The 16,784-nt window shown below is 72.8% G+C and carries 15 protein-coding genes and 2 tRNA genes; 13 read left to right on the top strand and 4 right to left on the bottom strand.

Annotation, left to right across the window (positions count from 1 at the left end):
• Positions 1–250 precede the first annotated feature (250 nt).
• Positions 251–664, bottom strand: a complete 414-nt coding sequence (locus tag AB0Q99_RS32045; protein ID WP_030056266.1) for an SsgA family sporulation/cell division regulator — start codon at positions 662–664, stop codon at positions 251–253.
• A 509-nt stretch (positions 665–1,173) separates the two neighbouring features.
• Here AB0Q99_RS32045 and AB0Q99_RS32040 point away from each other — a divergent pair.
• Together AB0Q99_RS32040 and AB0Q99_RS32035 are read left to right on the top strand one after the other, a co-directional pair.
• Positions 1,174–1,245 (top strand) — tRNA-Val (locus tag AB0Q99_RS32040).
• A 206-nt stretch (positions 1,246–1,451) separates the two neighbouring features.
• A tRNA-Val gene (locus tag AB0Q99_RS32035) sits at positions 1,452–1,523 on the top strand.
• A gap of 125 nt (positions 1,524–1,648) precedes the next feature.
• On the opposite strand, the gene AB0Q99_RS32030 is transcribed toward AB0Q99_RS32035, so the two are convergent.
• Positions 1,649–2,416, bottom strand: a complete 768-nt coding sequence (locus tag AB0Q99_RS32030; RefSeq protein ID WP_363577373.1) for an exonuclease domain-containing protein — start codon at positions 2,414–2,416, stop codon at positions 1,649–1,651.
• Positions 2,417–2,583: 167 nt separating this feature from the next.
• Here AB0Q99_RS32030 and AB0Q99_RS32025 point away from each other — a divergent pair, with 167 nt between their 5' ends.
• The 4 genes from AB0Q99_RS32025 to AB0Q99_RS32010 all read left to right on the top strand — a co-directional run bounded on the left by AB0Q99_RS32025 (position 2,584) and on the right by AB0Q99_RS32010 (position 7,079).
• Positions 2,584–3,138, top strand: a complete 555-nt coding sequence (locus AB0Q99_RS32025; protein ID WP_363577371.1) for a DUF4365 domain-containing protein — start codon at positions 2,584–2,586, stop codon at positions 3,136–3,138.
• A gap of 32 nt (positions 3,139–3,170) precedes the next feature.
• Complete coding sequence (locus tag AB0Q99_RS32020; protein ID WP_363577369.1) at positions 3,171–4,334, top strand: hypothetical protein; 1,164 nt, start codon at positions 3,171–3,173, stop codon at positions 4,332–4,334.
• 123 nt (positions 4,335–4,457) lie between these two features.
• Entirely contained in the window at positions 4,458–6,437 is a 1,980-nt protein-coding gene (thrS, locus tag AB0Q99_RS32015) for a threonine--tRNA ligase (RefSeq protein ID WP_363577368.1), read from the top strand.
• Between the two features lie 81 nt (positions 6,438–6,518).
• On the top strand, positions 6,519–7,079 hold the full coding sequence (locus tag AB0Q99_RS32010; protein ID WP_363577366.1) for an HIT domain-containing protein: 561 nt from the start codon (positions 6,519–6,521) through the stop codon (positions 7,077–7,079).
• A gap of 83 nt (positions 7,080–7,162) precedes the next feature.
• On the opposite strand, the gene AB0Q99_RS32005 is transcribed toward AB0Q99_RS32010, so the two are convergent.
• Positions 7,163–8,809, bottom strand: a complete 1,647-nt coding sequence (locus AB0Q99_RS32005) for a hypothetical protein (protein WP_363577364.1) — start codon at positions 8,807–8,809, stop codon at positions 7,163–7,165.
• Between the two features lie 205 nt (positions 8,810–9,014).
• Here AB0Q99_RS32005 and AB0Q99_RS32000 point away from each other — a divergent pair, with 205 nt between their 5' ends.
• Positions 9,015–9,440, top strand: a complete 426-nt coding sequence (locus AB0Q99_RS32000) for a DUF393 domain-containing protein (RefSeq protein WP_363577362.1) — start codon at positions 9,015–9,017, stop codon at positions 9,438–9,440.
• Positions 9,441–9,473: 33 nt separating this feature from the next.
• Here the strand turns inward: AB0Q99_RS32000 and AB0Q99_RS31995 are convergent, their stop codons facing one another.
• Entirely contained in the window at positions 9,474–11,522 is a 2,049-nt protein-coding gene (locus AB0Q99_RS31995) for an elongation factor G-like protein EF-G2 (protein ID WP_363577360.1), read from the bottom strand.
• A gap of 277 nt (positions 11,523–11,799) precedes the next feature.
• On the opposite strand from AB0Q99_RS31995, the gene pgsA reads away from it, so the two are divergent.
• From pgsA to pdxS, 6 genes are all read left to right on the top strand, one after another.
• Positions 11,800–12,447, top strand: a complete 648-nt coding sequence (pgsA, locus tag AB0Q99_RS31990; RefSeq protein ID WP_363577359.1) for a phosphatidylinositol phosphate synthase — start codon at positions 11,800–11,802, stop codon at positions 12,445–12,447.
• Positions 12,448–12,463: 16 nt separating this feature from the next.
• Positions 12,464–13,426: a phosphatidylinositol mannoside acyltransferase gene (locus AB0Q99_RS31985; protein ID WP_363577358.1), complete on the top strand. Its 963-nt coding sequence runs from the start codon at positions 12,464–12,466 to the stop codon at positions 13,424–13,426.
• A 63-nt stretch (positions 13,427–13,489) separates the two neighbouring features.
• Positions 13,490–14,674 carry a glycosyltransferase family 4 protein gene (locus tag AB0Q99_RS31980; protein ID WP_363577356.1) on the top strand — a complete coding sequence of 395 codons (1,185 nt, stop codon included), beginning with the start codon at positions 13,490–13,492 and terminating at the stop codon, positions 14,672–14,674.
• 104 nt (positions 14,675–14,778) lie between these two features.
• Complete coding sequence (locus tag AB0Q99_RS31975) at positions 14,779–15,147, top strand: isomerase (RefSeq protein ID WP_363577354.1); 369 nt, start codon at positions 14,779–14,781, stop codon at positions 15,145–15,147.
• Positions 15,148–15,235: 88 nt separating this feature from the next.
• Positions 15,236–15,736: a hypothetical protein gene (locus AB0Q99_RS31970; RefSeq protein ID WP_363577377.1), complete on the top strand. Its 501-nt coding sequence runs from the start codon at positions 15,236–15,238 to the stop codon at positions 15,734–15,736.
• A 128-nt stretch (positions 15,737–15,864) separates the two neighbouring features.
• On the top strand, positions 15,865–16,776 hold the full coding sequence (gene pdxS / locus AB0Q99_RS31965) for a pyridoxal 5'-phosphate synthase lyase subunit PdxS (RefSeq protein WP_350509813.1): 912 nt from the start codon (positions 15,865–15,867) through the stop codon (positions 16,774–16,776).
• Positions 16,777–16,784: the final 8 nt, after the last annotated feature.

Here is a 16,784-nt window from a genome sequence, read left to right as displayed (position 1 = left end):
CGCGGGCGCCCCCCCGCGCGCGGCCGGCCCCGGGCGGCCCCGCCGCCCCCCCTCCCCGGGGGTGGCCGGCCTCCGTGCCGGGCGCCTGTGGTGCTCTGCGGGCCCGCTCCGGTGGGAGCGGGCCTCCACCGGCCCCGAGGCCGCGTCGTGTGCGGCTGAGTCCGCTGCCGTGCCCCCGAGTAGGACGGCAGCGATGACGGCAGGCGGTGCGGCCCCGCCGACAGCGGGGCGTGACCGTCTCCGGTCGGGGTCAGCTTTCGGCGAGGATGTGGGACAGCTCCCGGTCGAGGTCGAAGTGACGGTGTTCGGTGCCGGGCGGCACCGCGGCGTCCGTCCGCTTGAGGAACGACTCAAGCGCCCGGGCCGGGGCCTCCAGCAGGGCTTCTCCTTCCGGAGAGCTCAGCGCGATGCAGACCACCCCTTGCCCGTGACTGCGCGACGGCCACACCCGGACGTCGCCGGTACCGGTGGGTCGGTGCAGCCCCTCCGCGAGGAGATCTCGGGCGAACACCCACTCCACGGTCTCGTCGGCGCCCGTGTGGAACGTGGCGTGTACGGCGTAGGGGTCGGCGGTGTCGTAGCGCAGGCCCGCGGGGACGGGCAGTGAGGACTCGCTGGACACGATGAGGCGCAGGTGCAGCTCGCAGCTGACCGTGGTGTTCATAAGCGCCATGGCCTTTCGCTCAGTGTGCGCTCGGGGAATCGCACGTCGGCGAACGGACCATCCCACCCCCAAGACCGATGTAAACCCCTCTGTCCCGATTCGGGCGCGAGTCGTACCCCTTACGGCGCATTGCGGAATCCGCCCGGAGCGGGCGGGTCGGGCGGATTCCGAGGCGCTTCTTGGTTAGTTTCCTGGCATGACTGTGCGAAACGACAAGGCGGCCGGGAACACGAGAACGGGTGAAGCGGTCCGCCCGGATGACGCGGTCGTCGGCGGCGGCCGGGCGGTCGGCCCCCGCGGGTCGTGCCGGGTGCCGTGACGCTGCCGGTGCCGGGGTCGGGCCGGGTGGTGATCGTCCGGGGTGCGGTGATCCGGGCGGCCGGGTTCGGCCGGTCCTCCCCGGCGGCCGGACGGGAGCCGGGCGGGAGCCGGGCGGGGCGGGCCCGGGTCGCGGGCGGGGAGCGTGTTCGGACCACCCCCCGGGATGCGGTAATGTTTTCCCTGCACCCGGGCGATTAGCTCAGCGGGAGAGCACTTCGTTCACACCGAAGGGGTCACTGGTTCGATCCCAGTATCGCCCACCGGAATGCATGGTGATACGTGAGGCCCAGCCGATTATCGGCTGGGCCTCACGTGTATTTCCGGAATCCGCCCGAAGGCCGTCGGTAATCGCCTGAGGCGCAGTCACCTTCCGCGCGGAGCGCGAGTTCTGCGGGTGCGTCGGGGCGCCCGGAAGGGCGAGTTGTACGACGACCCCCGAATGGTGCTACAGTTCTTCTCGTTGCCCGGGCGATTAGCTCAGCGGGAGAGCACTTCGTTCACACCGAAGGGGTCACTGGTTCGATCCCAGTATCGCCCACCCGGACAGCACGCAGGCCCTGACCAGGAAACCGGTCAGGGCCTGCGGCGCGTTCCGGGCCCGGTCCGGACGATCCGCCCGGTCCGGACGATCCGCCCGGACCGCACGATCCGCCGGGCCGTCCGCTACGCGGCCGCCTCGCAGCCGTGCTCCGGCTCCAGTCGGCGCCCGCAGCCGCACCGGGCCGGCCGCAGCGGCCAGGACAGGTCCACCCGCTCCGTCACCCCCGAGCGGTCGAACCAGTTCTGCAGCCCGCGCGCCTGCGCCGCGTGCCAGACCGTCTGCCGCTGGTGCAGCTCGACCGCCGTCAGCCCGCCGAGCGCCGCCGGGTAGCGGGCGCCGATCCGGCGGGTCAGCGTCAGCGCGGCCGTCGCGTCCGCCGCCGCGTCGTGCGCCCCGGCCAGCTCCACGCCGTAGTGGGCGCACAGGTCCGTCAGCGTCCGGCGGCCCTTGCGGTAGCGGTCCACGTGCTTGTCCAGCACCCGCGGATCCAGCACCAGCAGCCCGGCCGCCGCCAGGCCGCCGGCCAGCGTCAGCCCGTGATGGCGGCGCAACTCCCGGTCCAGCAGCGTCAGATCGTACGGCGCGTTCATCACCACCACCGGGTGCCCGGCCCGGGCCACGGCTGCCAGCGCGCGGGTGACCTCCGCCACCACCGCGCGGGCCGGCCGGCCGTGCAGCCGGACGTGCTCGTCGGTGATGCCGTGCACCGCGCAGGCGCCGTCCGGGATCGGGACGCCCGGATCGGCGAGCCAGGTGGTGGTCCGCACCGGTGCGCCCGGGGCGGGTTGGACGACCAGGGCGGCCGAGACGATCCGATCGTGCTCCACGTCCACGCCGGTGGTCTCGGTGTCGAAGGAGGCGAGTGGGCCGGTGTACCAGTGCTGCTGCATGACTGCCCCTCAGGCAAGCGTTCCGCGCCCGGTTGATACCCGGTTCTGACGGGGCTTCAACCCGTTTGGCCCAGGCCCGACCGGGGATCCTGCCGATGACCGTCGCGTTCGAATCAATTGCCCCGTTCGAACCCGGACGGGCCCGGACCGGGGGAGGCCACGGGCCGATGGCACTGACACAGCCGCAGCCCGAGGGGGCGGCGGCCGTCCTGCGGGGGAACCTCGCGGTGACCGCCTGCATGGAGACGCTGCAGGTCGGCTACCTGCACGCGGTCGCCGCCGCGGCCGGCTGCTCGCTCTCCCAGCCGTTCCCGGACAACGGCATCGACTGGCAGGTCAACCACGGCTCGCGGACGCACCAGGTGGACGACGAGGTCACCATCAAGATCCAGCTCAAGGCCACCCAGCAGATCGCGCCCGATCCGGCCGGGCGGTTCTTCAGCTTCACCCTGGACAACGACCACCTGCGCAAGCTCGCCCGGTCCCGGGTCGCCGTGCCCCGGATCCTGGTCGTGATGCTGCTGCCCAGCCGGGTCGACCACTGGCTGCGGGCCCGCCCGGACGCCCTGGAACTGCGGCACTGCTGCTACTGGGTCAACCTGGCCGGCCACCCGGTCACCGGACAGCGGCGCACCAACGTCCGGGTGCCCACCGACAAGGTCTTCGACGACCGCGCGCTCTGCGACATCATGGCCCGGGTCGGCGCGGGCGGCAGCCCGTGACCGCCCGGCCCCGGCAGCGAGGAGCCGACCCCATGACACCGCCGCACGGACCGGGCGAGCCGGCCCGGGCACTGCCCGACCCCGCCACCGTCGACCCCGCGGTGCTGGCCACCCTGCTCGCCCGGCACGGCTGGGTCCGCCGCGGCGGACCGGCCGCCCGCTACGGCCGCTGGACCCCGCCCGACGACGAACCCGGCACCAGCCTCCTCGTCCCGGCCGGGGACGGCTTCGACGACGCCGTCGAACTCCTCGCCGACGCCGTCACCGCGCTCTCCCGCTCCCGCACCCCCTCCGCCCGCTCGATCCTGCTCGCCCTCGCCGTCCCCGGCGACGAACTGCGCTGGCGCCGCGAACCGCCCGGCCCCGCCGGGGCCACCCCCTGGGACGACGCCGAACGGCTCCGGCAGGCGGCGCGCGGGATGCTGGCCGCCGGGGCCAAGGCCGCCCGGACCAGGGCCGCCTACTTCGGCGCCCGGCTGGACGGCCCCGCCGGGGACTTCCTGGACCGCGTCCTGGTGGTCGAACAGGGCGCCGCCCTCACCGCCCACACCCCCGCCCCCGAGGGCCGGGCCGCCGTCACCACCCTGGTCCGCGCCCTGGAGGCACTGCGCGACGCGGTCGACTACCGCCGGGTCAGCGGCGGGCCCGAGGCCTTCGAGAACGCCGTCCAGGCCGGGGTCAGCCGGGAACTCGTCCAGTCCGTCGCGGAGCTCGTCCGCGACGCGACGGCGGCCCGGCTCACCGTCGCCTGGTCACCCGCCGCCGGGACACCGGGCGGCTTCGGGGACCGCCGGGTCGTCCTCGACTTCTCCCCCGGGGACCTGCCCGCCCTCACCGAGGCCGCCGACCTGCTGGAGCGGATCGAGCCGGCCGTCGCCGTCACCGTCGTCGGCGTGGTCACCCGGCTCAAGCGCGCCGACCCGGCCGGCCCGGGCGCGGTCCGGCTGCGCGTCCTCGCCGGTGCCCAGGTCCGCGAACTCAAGCTCCGGCTGCCCGACCCCGACTACCGGCTCGCCGCCGAGGCCCACCTCGACGGCCTCCCGGTCCGGGTCTCCGGTCGTCTGGAGCGCCACGGCGGCTTCCGCCGGCTGACCCGCCCGCACGGACTGGAACTGTGCGGCTGGGAGGACGAGGACCGCGAGCGGCTGCTGAAGGGCCTGGGCGAAGGCCCGGGGGCGAGGGGCGAGGGGGCGTAGCCGGGCAGGCGGCGGCGGGACGGAAGCGGGCGCAGGTGGACGGCGGGGGCGGCGCTCTCGGTACCATCGTCACGCGCAGCGCAGTGTTGCGTCCTCTGAAATCCAGCACGTCAGGAGAGACCGGTGACGGACGTCCGGGTAATCATCAGCCGCGAACCCGATCGGGAAGAGCGCGTGGTGACGACGGGCACCACGGCCGCCGAGCTCTTCGCCGACGACCGCTCGATCATCGCCGCCCGCGTCGCGGGCCAGCTCAAGGACCTCGCCTACGCCGTCCAGGACGGCGACGAGGTCGAGCCGGTCGCGATCGACAGCAAGGACGGCCTCGACATCCTGCGCCACTCCACCGCGCACGTCATGGCCCAGGCCGTGCAGCAGCTCTACCCCGAGGCCAAGCTCGGCATCGGCCCGCCGGTCAAGGACGGCTTCTACTACGACTTCGACGTCGAGAAGCCCTTCCACCCCGATGACCTCAAGGCCATCGAGAAGAAGATGCAGGAGATCATCAAGCGCGGGCAGAAGTTCTCCCGCCGCGTGGTCACCGACGAGTCCGCCCGCGAGGAGCTGGCCGCCGAGCCGTACAAGCTCGAACTGATCGGCCTCAAGGGCTCCGCCGCCACCGCCGGCGAGGGCGCCGACGTCGAGGTCGGCGCCGGCGAGCTCACCATCTACGACAACCTGGACGCCAAGAGCGGCGAGCAGTGCTGGGGCGACCTCTGCCGCGGCCCGCACCTGCCCAGCACCCGGCACATCCCGGCGTTCAAGCTGATGCGCAACGCGGCCGCCTACTGGCGCGGCAGCGAGAAGAACCCGATGCTCCAGCGCATCTACGGCACCGCCTGGCCGACCAAGGACGAGCTGAAGGCGCACCTCGACTTCCTGGTCGAGGCCGAGAAGCGCGACCACCGCAAGCTCGGCAACGAGCTCGACCTCTTCTCCATCCCCGAGGAGATCGGCTCCGGCCTCGCCGTCTTCCACCCCAAGGGCGGCATCATCCGCCGGGCGATGGAGGACTACTCGCGCAGGCGGCACGAGGAGGAGGGCTACGAGTTCGTCTACACCCCGCACGCCACCAAGGGGAAGCTCTTCGAGAAGAGCGGCCACCTCGACTGGTACGCGGACGGCATGTACCCGCCCATGCAGCTCGACGAGGGCGTGGACTACTACCTCAAGCCGATGAACTGCCCGATGCACAACCTGATCTTCGACGCGCGCGGCCGCTCGTACCGTGAACTGCCGCTGCGCCTCTTCGAGTTCGGGACGGTGTACCGGTACGAGAAGTCCGGCGTCGTGCACGGCCTGACCCGGGCCCGCGGCTTCACGCAGGACGACGCGCACATCTACTGCACCCGCGAGCAGATGGCGGAGGAGCTCGACTCCACGCTGACCTTCGTGCTCAACCTGCTCCGTGACTACGGTCTGACCGACTTCTACCTGGAGCTGTCGACCAAGGACCCGGTGAAGTACGTCGGCAGCGACGAGACCTGGGAGGAGGCCACCGCCGTCCTGGCGAGCGTGGCCGAGAAGCAGGGCCTGCCGCTGGTGCCGGACCCGGGCGGCGCGGCCTTCTACGGCCCGAAGATCTCGGTGCAGGCGAAGGACGCCATCGGCCGGACCTGGCAGATGTCGACCATCCAGCTCGACTTCAACCTGCCCGAGCGCTTCGACCTGGAGTACACCGCGGCGGACGGCTCGCGCCAGCGCCCGGTCATGATCCACCGTGCGCTGTTCGGCTCGATCGAGCGCTTCTTCGCGGTGCTGCTGGAGCACTACGCCGGCGCCATGCCGCCGTGGCTGGCCCCGGTCACCGTGACCGGCATCCCGATCACCGACGAGCACGTGCCGTACCTGCTGGAGGTCGCGGCCGAGCTGAAGAAGCACGGGATCCGGGTCGAGGTGGACACCTCGGACGACCGCATGCAGAAGAAGATCCGCAACGCGCAGAAGACCAAGGTCCCGTTCATGCTCATCGCGGGCAACGACGACGTCGAGGCGGGCGCGGTGTCCTTCCGCTACCGCAACGGCGAGCAGAAGAACGGCGTCCCGGTCGCGGAGGCCGTCGCCGAGATCGTGGACGCGGTGAAGAACCGGATCCAGGTGTGACCCGGTAGCACGACCGTCCCGCGCGGGGCAGGCTCTCGATGAGTCTGCCCCGCGCGGCTTTGCATCCACCGTCGGGCGAATATGCTGATCAGCATGACGACTGAGCCGGAACTGCAGCGGGGCGTCGGGGAGCCGGACGGTTTCCGCCGCCTGTGGACGCCCCATCGGATGGCGTACATCCAGGGTGAGAACAAGCCCACCGGCCCGGCTCCGGACGACGGTTGTCCGTTCTGCTCGATCCCGTCGCTGAGCGACGAGGACGGGCTGATCATCGCCCGGGGGAGCGCCGTGTTCGCGGTGCTGAACCTGTACCCGTACAACGGCGGACACCTGATGGTGGTCCCGTACCGGCACGTGGCCGACTACACCGACCTCGACGAGGCGGAGACGGCCGAGCTGGCGGACTTCACCAAGAAGGCGATGACCGCGCTGCGGGCGGCCTCCGGGGCGCACGGCTTCAACATCGGGATGAACCAGGGCGCGGCGGCCGGTGCCGGGATCGCGGCGCACCTGCACCAGCACGTGGTGCCGCGCTGGGGCGGGGACACCAACTTCATGCCGGTCGTCGGCCACACCAAGGTGCTGCCGCAGCTGCTGGCGGACACCCGGAAGATGCTGGCCGAGGTCTGGCCGCAGGGCTGACGGCTGATCCGGGGCGCACGCGGAAGGGGCCCGGCACCGATCTCGTCGGTGCCGGGCCCCTTCCGCGTGCGCGGCGGGCGGGTTCAGCCGGCGTTGAAGGAGTCGACGTCGTACGGCCGGGGGCTCTGCGCCTCGGACTTGATGACCGAGGTGCGGGTCTTGAAGAAGCGGTCGGCGTCGAGGTCGTGCTCCTGCAGGAACTCCAGGGTGGCGCTGTGGACCGCGTTGAGCACCGGGACGGAGGCGTTCATGGCGTTGTCCACCATGGAGCGGTTGTCCCAGGCACGGCCGGCCCAGATGTGCCGCAGGCCGAACGGCTCGGGCAGGCCGAGCCCGCCGCCGAGCCAGCCGAGCAGGCCGGGCATCCGGTAGAGGGGGGCGCGGACGGCCTGGCGGACGACCTCGTCGTTGTCGATCAGGGGGAGCTTGACGGTGCGCTCCTCCCAGAACTTCACCGTCTTGGAGACCGACTTCTCCTTGTCCTTCGGCTTGTCGAAGAACACGCCCTTGACCGGCCCGAGGGCGTAGCCGGACACCGTGATGTTGAGGACGTTGGCGAGCAGGGTCACCGTGACGGTGAAGGTGAGCACCAGCTTGCCGTCGTGGGTGATGAACTGGGTGGCGAGGTAGTGCCGGGGGCCGCCGGAGAAGGTCTGCTTGTCGGCGATGCTCTGCACGGCGAAGTCGCGCATCCGGTCGCCGTCCATGTCGGCGTTGCCGGGGCGGCTGATCTCGTCGGCGCCCTCGCCGATGTCGAAGACCACCCACTGCTTGATGGTGACGTTGGGCATGCCGCTGTTGGCGACGTGGCTGATGCCGAGGCCCTTGAGGTGGGCGGAGATCCGGCGGACCAGGTCCCAGGGGTGGAAGGCGCGGAAGTCGACGTGGCCCTCGGCGGGGTGGAGGGTGTCGGCGAGGCGCCACTCGCCCCAGCGGCGGCCGGCGCCGAGGATGCCCTTGGGGCCGGCGTAGTGGTGGACGTTGGTCTCCTGCTCGGCGTCCAGGCGGCCGAGCTTGTCGCGCAGGGCGACGGCCTTCTTGTCGAGGTCGTCGCGGGGGACGGCCTTGGCGACGGTGGCGGCGACGGCGGAGCCCTCGACCAGGGACTGCCAGCGGGCGCGCAGGTCCATGGTGGAGCGTTCGACGATCCGGCGGGCGAGGTACCAGCCGACGACCGGGGCGAGCATCGTGACGCGCAGGTAGACGCCGAGGAGGCCGGTGGCCGGCGGGCGCAGCACGAGGAGGACGGCGAGGGCGGCGGCCAGCGCGAGGGTGATCCCGCCGTAGACGCCGGCGTTCTTCGGGTTGTCCCGTTTCAGCCAGGCGCGCACCTGGAAGGCCGCGAGCCAGAGCAGGGTGCCGGGCAGGAAGAGCCCGCCGGTGACCAGGGTGACGGTGGTGAGTTGCCGGTCCCGGGTGTTGCGCAGTTCCTCGGCGGCCAGGCAGTGTTCGACGACCTTGCGGGTGTCGACGCCGAAGGCCGGGACGATCGGCTTGCGGTCGCCGCCGAGGGCGCGGGAGACCATCGCCTTGCTGAAGGCCTCACCGAGGTTGGGGCGGAAGAGGGCGAAGCGGCCCTTCTTCTCCTTGGCGTCGGTGACGGCCGAGACGAAGCCGCCGATCTCGCCGTCGCGGTACGCGGCCGAGGAGAGCGCCTGGGTGACGGCGGTCTGCGGGCCGGCGTCGGTCCGGGGTATCTGCGCACCCGGGGTCATGTCGAGTGTGGTCACGGTGGCGTCCCCTCCTCCCCTTGTCAGCGGCAGGTTACCGTGCCGCGGTACCCCCGCGCGGATGATCGTCTGAAGTGCCGTCACGATCCGGCCGCGCCGGGCCCGAGAGGCATGATGCCCAGGTTCGGGCGGCTCGATACCCGCCGGGGCGGGGCGCGATGGGGTGGAGGAGGATGGTGGTGGAAACGACGAAAGGGGAGCCGCTGTGAAGGATCCGGTGCTGGTCTTCGACGGGGACTGCGCGTTCTGTTCGTCCTGCGCCCGGTGGGCGGAGCGGTACCTGCGCCAGACGCTGGCCTCGGGGGGCTGGGAGGCGGTGGCCTTCCAGTTCGCGGACCTCGGGGCGTTGGACGGGCTCGCGGGCGGGCGGGGCGAGGTGTCGGCCGAGCGGGCCGAGCGCGAGGTGCTGTGGGTGACGCCGACCGGGCGGGTGTACGGGGGCGCACAGGCGGTTGCGCGGTTGCTGATGCGCTCCGGCGGGGCGTGGGCGTACCTGGGCGCGGTGTTGACGGCGGCGCCGGTGCGGCCGGTGGCGGGTCTGGTCTACCGCTGGGTGGCGCGCAACCGGCACCGGATGCCGGGGGGTACGGCGGCGTGCGCGCTGCCGAACCGCGGTGCCGCCCGGCCCTGAGTCCGGCCGCTGGGCCGCCCGGCCGGGCGCCGTTCAGCCGGTGTGGCGCCCGGCCAGGGCGGCGGGCATGGGTTCGTGGCGCAGGTAGGCGCGGGAGAACTCGGCGGTGCCGTGGGTGAGCGAGCGCAGGTCGATCGGGTAGCGGACGAGTTCGAGTTCGGGGACCTCGGCGCGCAGCAGGGTGAGGCCGGGGCCGGCGGTCTCGGTGCCGAGGACGCGGCCGCGGCGGGCCGAGAGGTCGCCGAGGACGGCGCCGAGGTAGTCGTCGGGCAGCAGGACGCTGACGGCGGCGACGGGTTCGAGCAGGCGGATGACGGCGTGCTCGGCGGCGTCGCGCAGGGCGAGGGCGGCGGCGTTCTGGAAGGACGCGTCGGAGGAGTCGACGGAGTGGGCCTTGCCGTCGGTGAGGGTGACCCGGACGTCGACGAGCGGGTAGCCGGTGGAGACCCCCTTGGCGAGCTGGGCGCGGACGCCCTTCTCGACGGAGGGGATGAAGTGCTTGGGGACGGCGCCGCCGACGACGTGTTCCTGGAACTCGAAGCCCGAGCCGGCCGGGAGGGGTTCGACTTCGAGGTCGCAGATGGCGTACTGGCCGTGGCCGCCGGACTGTTTGACGAGGCGTCCGTGGCCGGCGGCGGCGGTGCCGAAGGTCTCGCGCAGGGCGACCTTGGGCTCGACGGTGTCGACGTGGACGCCGTGGCGGGTGCGCAGACGGTCGAGGACGACCTCGGCGTGGGCCTCGCCGGTGCACCAGAGGACGAGCTGGTGGGTGTCGGGGTTCTGTTCGAGGCGTAGCGCCGGGTCCTCGGCGGTGAGGCGGGTGAGGCCCTGGGAGAGCTTGTCGTCGTCGGCCTTGCTGTGGGCTTCGACGGCGATCGGGAGCAGGGGTTCGGGGAGGGTCCAGCCGTCGAGTTCGACGGGGTGGCCGGGATCGTGGACGGTGTCGCCGGCGCGGGCGGTGGTGAGTTTGGCGGCGCAGACGAGGTCCCCGGCGACGGCGTGCGGGACGGGGCGCTGGAGCTTGCCGAACGGGCTGGTGAGGGCGGTGACGCGTTCGTCGCCGTTCTGCTCGGCGGTGTGGGCGGGGCCGACGAGGTGGATCTTGGTGTCGGGGCGCAGGGTGCCGGCGTACAGGCGCAGCAGGCTGATCCGGCCGACGTAGGCGTCGCCGGTGACGCGGACGACCTGGGCGGCGAGCGGGGCGTCGGGGTCGCAGTCGGGGCCGGGGCGGGTGCGTTCGGTGGGATCGGGGAAGGTGTGCGCGATGAGGTCGAGGAGTTCGGCGGCGCCGAGGCCGTTCTCGCTGGTGGGGACGGCGGGGTGGAGGGCGCAGTCGAGGACTTCGCGGCGCAGGCCGGCTTCGAGGGAGTCGGTGTCGAGGGTGTCGCCGGAGAGGTAGCGCTCCATGAGGGTGTCGTCCTGGCCGGAGATGGCCTCGACGAGGCTGTCGTGGGCGGGGCCGGTGTCGGGGAGCGGGGTGGCGTCGCCGTAGGTGTCGCCGGTGAGCAGGTCGACGCTGCCGTCGGGCCGGCCGTCGTGGAGGACCGGCAGGAAGAGCGGGCGGAGGGTGTCGGGGCCCAGCTCGAAGGCGTCGTGGCAGACGGTGAGGATGTCGTCGAAGCCGGTGTGGGCGACGTCGAGTTTGGCGACGGCGATGGCGCGCGGGATGCCTTCGGCGGCGCACTCGCGCCACAGCGTGCGGGTGGACGCGGTGATCGGGTCGGTGGCGGAGACGACGAAGACGGCGGCGTCGGCGGCGTGCAGGGCGGCGCGCAGGTCGGCGGTGAAGTCGGGGTGGCCGGGCGGGTCGAGCAGGTTGATCTTCACGCCCTTCCATTCGAGGGGCAGCAGCGAGAGCTGGACGGAGCGCTGCTGCTGGTGCTCGATGTCCTCGTGGTCGGAGACGGTGGTGCCGTCGGTGACGCGGCCGGCCCGGCCGGTGGCGCCGGCGGCGTGGGCGAGGGATTCGGCGAGCGTGGTCTTGCCCACACCGCTGGAGCCGATGAGGACGACGTTGCGCAGGTCCCGGGGGCCGGTGACGGCGGGTGCCTGGCCGGCTCGTGCCGTGCTGCGGTCGGGCATCGGGGTCTCCTCCCGTGGCGCCGAGGCTGTCCTTCGCAGTGTAGGGGCGGTCTGCGGGCGGCCGCCTGTGCGGCGGGTCCGGGCCGGGGGGCCCACCGGCCGGTCGGTGACCGTGCGTGTGCGGCTCGTGGCGTGGGTGCGGTCCGGCGGTGCGCGCGGTGGAGCGTGTCGTCGGCGTGGCTACGATGGGTGCGCCGGACGGGCTGATCCGTCCGGCCGTCTGCCGTGTGTGCTGCGCCAGGCGGGTACCTGGGAGATCGGAGCGGCTGGGAAGGCCATGCTCAACAAATACGCGCGTGCCTTCTTCACACGTGTTCTGACCCCGTTCGCCGCGTTCCTGATCCGCCTGGGCGTGAGTCCGGACGCCGTGACGCTGGTCGGTACGGCCGGTTCGGTGGCCGGTGCGCTGGTGTTCTTCCCGCGCGGGGAGTTCTTCTGGGGCACCATCACGATCACGCTCTTCATCTTCTCGGACCTGGTGGACGGGAACATGGCCCGTCAACTGGGCCGGACCAGCAAGTGGGGGGCGTTCCTGGACTCCACGCTGGACCGGGTCGCGGACGCGGCGATCTTCGGCGGCCTGGCGATGTGGTACGCGGGCAAGGGTGACGACAACCTGCTGTGCGCGGTGGCGATCTTCTGCCTGGCGAGCGGTCTGGTGGTGTCGTACACCAAGGCGCGGGCGGAGAGCCAGGGCCTGCCGTGTGACGTGTCGGGGCTGGTGGAGCGGGCCGAGCGGCTGGTGGCCAGCCTGGTGGCGGCCGGGGTCGCGGGCCTGCAGACGTTCGGTGTGCCGTACGTGGAGTGGCTGCTGCCGGTGGCGTTGTGGCTGGTGGCGGCGGGCAGTCTGGTGACGGTGTTCCAGCGGGTGCTGACCGTGCGCCGCGAGGCGTTCGAGGCCGACCGAGCGGCGGCCGGGAGCTGATGGGGGGCGTCCTGCGGTGACGGACCGAGTGGTGTACTGGGCGTACGCGCTCGGGTGGGGGCTGCTGAAGCACCTGCCGGAGCCGGTGGCGCGGGGGCTGTTCGACCGGCTGGCGGACTACGCGTGGCGCAGGCGCGGCAAGCGGGTGCTGCAGCTGGAGGCGAACCTGCGCCGGGTCCGTCCGGAGCTGGACGAGGCCGGGCTGCGGGCGCTGTCGCGGGCCGGGATGCGCTCGTACCTGCGGTACTGGATGGAGTCGTTCCGGCTGCCGGTGTGGAGCCGGGAGCGGGTGGCCCGGGACGTCCAGGTGGAGGGCTTCGAGCACCTGCGGGCGCAACTGGAGGCCGGTCGGGGCGCGGTGATAGCGCTGCCGCACATGGGCAACTGGGACCTGGCGGGCACCTGGGTGGCGCAGCAGGGGTACCCGTTCACCACGGTCGCGGAGCGGTTGAAGCCGGAGCGGCTGTTCGACCGGTTCGTGGCGTTCCGGGAGGGCCAGGGCATGGAGGTCCTGGCGCTGACCGGCGGTTCGGTGAACGTGATCGGGACGCTGGCGCGGCGGCTGCGCGAGGGCCGGCTGGTGTGTCTGGTGGGGGACCGGGACCTGTCGGAGGCGGGCATCGAGGTGTCCTTCTTCGGCGAGGCGACCCGGATGCCGGCCGGGCCGGCGGCGCTGTGCCAGCGGACCGGGGCGGCGCTGCTGCCGGTGACGCTCTGGTACGACGGCCCGGTGCTGCGGGCGCGGATCCACCCCGAGGTGACGGTGCCGGAGGAGGGGGACCGCAAGGAGCGGGCGCGGGCGATGACCCAGGCGATCGCGGCGGTCTGGGAGCGGGGCGTGCGCGAGCACCCGCAGGACTGGCACATGCTGCAGAAGTTCTGGCTGGCCGACCTGCCGTCCCGTGAGACGGTGGGGGGGCGCTCCGCGGTGCGCGCGGAGGCGGCGCCCGAGCCCGCGGCCGAGGCCTCCGGGTCCTGACCGCCGCCGTACGACCGTCTGACCGCCGACCCGTACGACTGTCCGAAGGAGCTTGAGGAACCCGTGAAGATCGGCATCGTCTGCCCGTACGACTGGGACGTCCCCGGCGGGGTGCAGTTCCACATCCGGGACCTGGCCGAGCACCTGATCGGCCTGGGGCACGAGGTGTCGGTGCTGGCGCCGGCCGAGGACGACGAGGCGCTGCCGCCGTACGTGGTCTCGGCCGGGCGGGCGGTGGCGGTGCCGTACAACGGCTCGGTGGCGCGGCTGAGCTTCGGCATCCTGTCGGCGGCGCGGGTGCGGCGGTGGCTGCACGACGGGCGCTTCGACATCCTGCACGTGCACGAGCCGGCCTCGCCCAGCCTGTCGATGCTGGCCGCCTGGTCGGCGACCGGGCCGATGGTGGGGACGTTCCACACCTCCAACCCGCGCTCGCGGGCGATGATCGCGGCCTCGCCGATCCTGCAGCCGGGCCTGGAGAAGATGCGGGCCCGGATCGCGGTGTCGGAGTACGCCCGGCGGACCCTGGTGGAGCACCTGGGCGGGGACGCGGTGGTGATCCCGAACGGCGTGGACGTGGGGTTCTTCGCGGACGCCGAGCCGGACGAGCGCTGGACCGGCGGGGCGGCGAAGGGGGAGCCGGGCACGATCGGCTTCATCGGCCGGATCAACGAGCCGCGCAAGGGCCTGCCGACGCTGCTGGCGGCGCTGCCGGGGATCCTGGCGGAGCGGCCGGGGGTGCGGCTGCTGGTGGCGGGCAAGGGCGACGAGGAGGAGGCCGTCGCGGGCCTGGCGCCGGAGGTGCGCCGGCAGGTGGAGTTCCTCGGCATGGTGAGCGACGAGGAGAAGGCCCGGCTGCTGCGCAGCGTGGACCTGTACGTGGCGCCGAACACCGGTGGCGAGAGCTTCGGGATCATCCTGGTCGAGGCGATGTCGGCGGGCGCCCCGGTGCTGGCGAGCGACCTGGACGCGTTCAAGCAGGTGCTGGACGGCGGGGACGCCGGCGAGCTGTTCCCGGTGGAGGACGCGGCCGCGCTGGCCCGGACGGCGCTGCGGCTGCTGGGCGATCCGGCGCGGCTGGACGAGCTGCGGAAGGCGGCCTCGCGGCACGTGCGGCGGTTCGACTGGTCGACGGTGGGCGCGGACATCCTCGCGGTGTACGAGACGGTGACGGCGGGGGCCGCGGCGGTGGTCGAGGAGGACGAGCGCAGCGGGCGGCGCGGCCGGTTCGGGCTGGCCAGGGACTGATCGGCCGGGGAATGATCCCGGGCCGCGGCGAAGCCGGTACGGCCCGGTGGCCGGTGGGTTAGGGTCGGGCGACCGCAACCGCTTGACCGCTTGGGGGAATTCCGATGCCGCAGATCTCCGTCGACTACTCGGCCGGCCTGGCCGGCGGCTTCGACCGCCGGGCGCTGGGCCTGGCGATCAACCGGGTCGCCGAGGAGACCCTGGACGCGAAGCCGGAGTCCTGCCGGACGGTGTTCCGGCAGAGCGAGGAGCTCGTGGTCGGTACCACCGGGGGCCCGACCGACGTCCAGGTGTACGTCGAGGTCCAGATGTTCCCGGGGCGGACGCCGGAGGCGAAGGCGGCGTTGATGGAGGGCGTCCTGGCGCTGCTGGCCGAGCACGTGCGGCCGGCGCCTGGGGCCCGGATGTTCACCGCCGTCAACGTGGCGGGCGTGGACCGGGAGGGCTACCGCAACGCGGTCGTGGTCGGCTGACGCCGGTCGGGCCGGTCGGTGACACCCGGTAACGTAGCGGCCCGTGACTACCTGGATCTGGGCCGGCGTGGCCGTGGTGCTTCTCGGCATGTACCTGAGTTGGACGGCCGGCCGCTTGGACCGGCTGCACGCCCGGATCGACGCCGCGCGGGCGGCGCTGGACGCGCAGCTGGTCCGCCGTGCCTCGGTGGCGATGGAGCTGGCGACGTCCTCGCTGCTGGATCCGGCGGCCTCGCTGCTGCTGCTGGACGCGGCGCACGCGGCCCGGCAGGCCGACGACGAGCAGCGCGAGGTGGCGGAGAGCCAGCTGAGCCTCGCGCTGCGGGCGGTGCTGGAGGAGCCGGCGCAGGTGGCGGCGCTGGTGGCCGAGCCGGGCGGCGAGGAGGCGGTCCGTGATCTGACGGCCGCGGTGCGCCGGGTGCCGATGGCCCGCCGGTTCCACAACGACGCGGTGCGGGCGGCACGGGCGGTGCGTGAGCACCGGCTGGTGCGGTACTTCCGGCTGGCGGGTAAGGCGCCGTTCCCGATGGCCTTCGAGATGGACGACGCTCCGCCGCCCGCTCTTACGCCGGAAGGGGCTCCTGCTTAGGGTGTCCAGGGATACGGCCCGTTTGTCGTGTCCCTTCGCCCGGGCTGGACTTGGTGGCGCATGGAGAGGCCACCCGTTCCGCCTACCATAGGGCGATAGCACTGGTTCATCTTCGAGTGAGGTCTCACGTGTCCACCACCCCCACCACCGCAGACCAGCCGCAGATCGGCACCGCCCGGGTCAAGCGCGGCATGGCCGAGCAGCTCAAGGGCGGTGTGATCATGGACGTGGTCAACGCCGAGCAGGCCAAGATCGCCGAGGACGCCGGCGCGGTGGCCGTCATGGCGCTGGAGCGGGTTCCGGCCGACATCCGCAAGGACGGCGGCGTGGCCCGCATGTCGGACCCGAACATGATCGAGGAGATCATCGCCGCGGTCTCCATCCCGGTGATGGCCAAGTCCCGCATCGGCCACTTCGTCGAGGCCCAGGTCCTGCAGTCGCTCGGTGTCGACTACATCGACGAGTCCGAGGTGCTGACCCCGGCCGACGAGGTCAACCACTCGGACAAGTTCGCCTTCACCACCCCCTTCGTCTGCGGCGCCACCAACCTGGGCGAGGCCCTGCGCCGCATCGCCGAGGGCGCGGCCATGATCCGCTCGAAGGGTGAGGCCGGCACCGGCAACGTCGTCGAGGCCGTCCGCCACCTGCGCCAGATCAAGAACGAGATCGGCCAGCTGCGCGCCCTGGACCACAACGAGCTGTACGCCGCCGCCAAGGAGCTGCGCGCCCCGTACGAGCTGGTCAAGGAGGTCGCCGAGCTCGGCAAGCTGCCGGTCGTGCTGTTCTCCGCCGGTGGCGTGGCCACCCCGGCCGACGCCGCGCTGATGCGCCAGCTGGGCGCCGAGGGCGTCTTCGTCGGCTCCGGCATCTTCAAGTCGGGCGACCCGGCCAAGCGCGCCGCGGCCATCGTGAAGGCCACCACCTTCTTCGACGACCCGAAGATCATCGCGGACGCCTCCCGCAACCTGGGCGAGGCCATGGTCGGCATCAACTGCGACACCCTGCCGGAGACCGAGCGCTACGCCAACCGCGGCTGGTAGTCGCTCCG

Source organism: Kitasatospora sp. NPDC086791 (assembly GCF_040685975.1).
Lineage (GTDB): Bacteria > Actinomycetota > Actinomycetes > Streptomycetales > Streptomycetaceae > Kitasatospora.
This window is presented reverse-complemented; position numbering and strand designations above follow the sequence as displayed.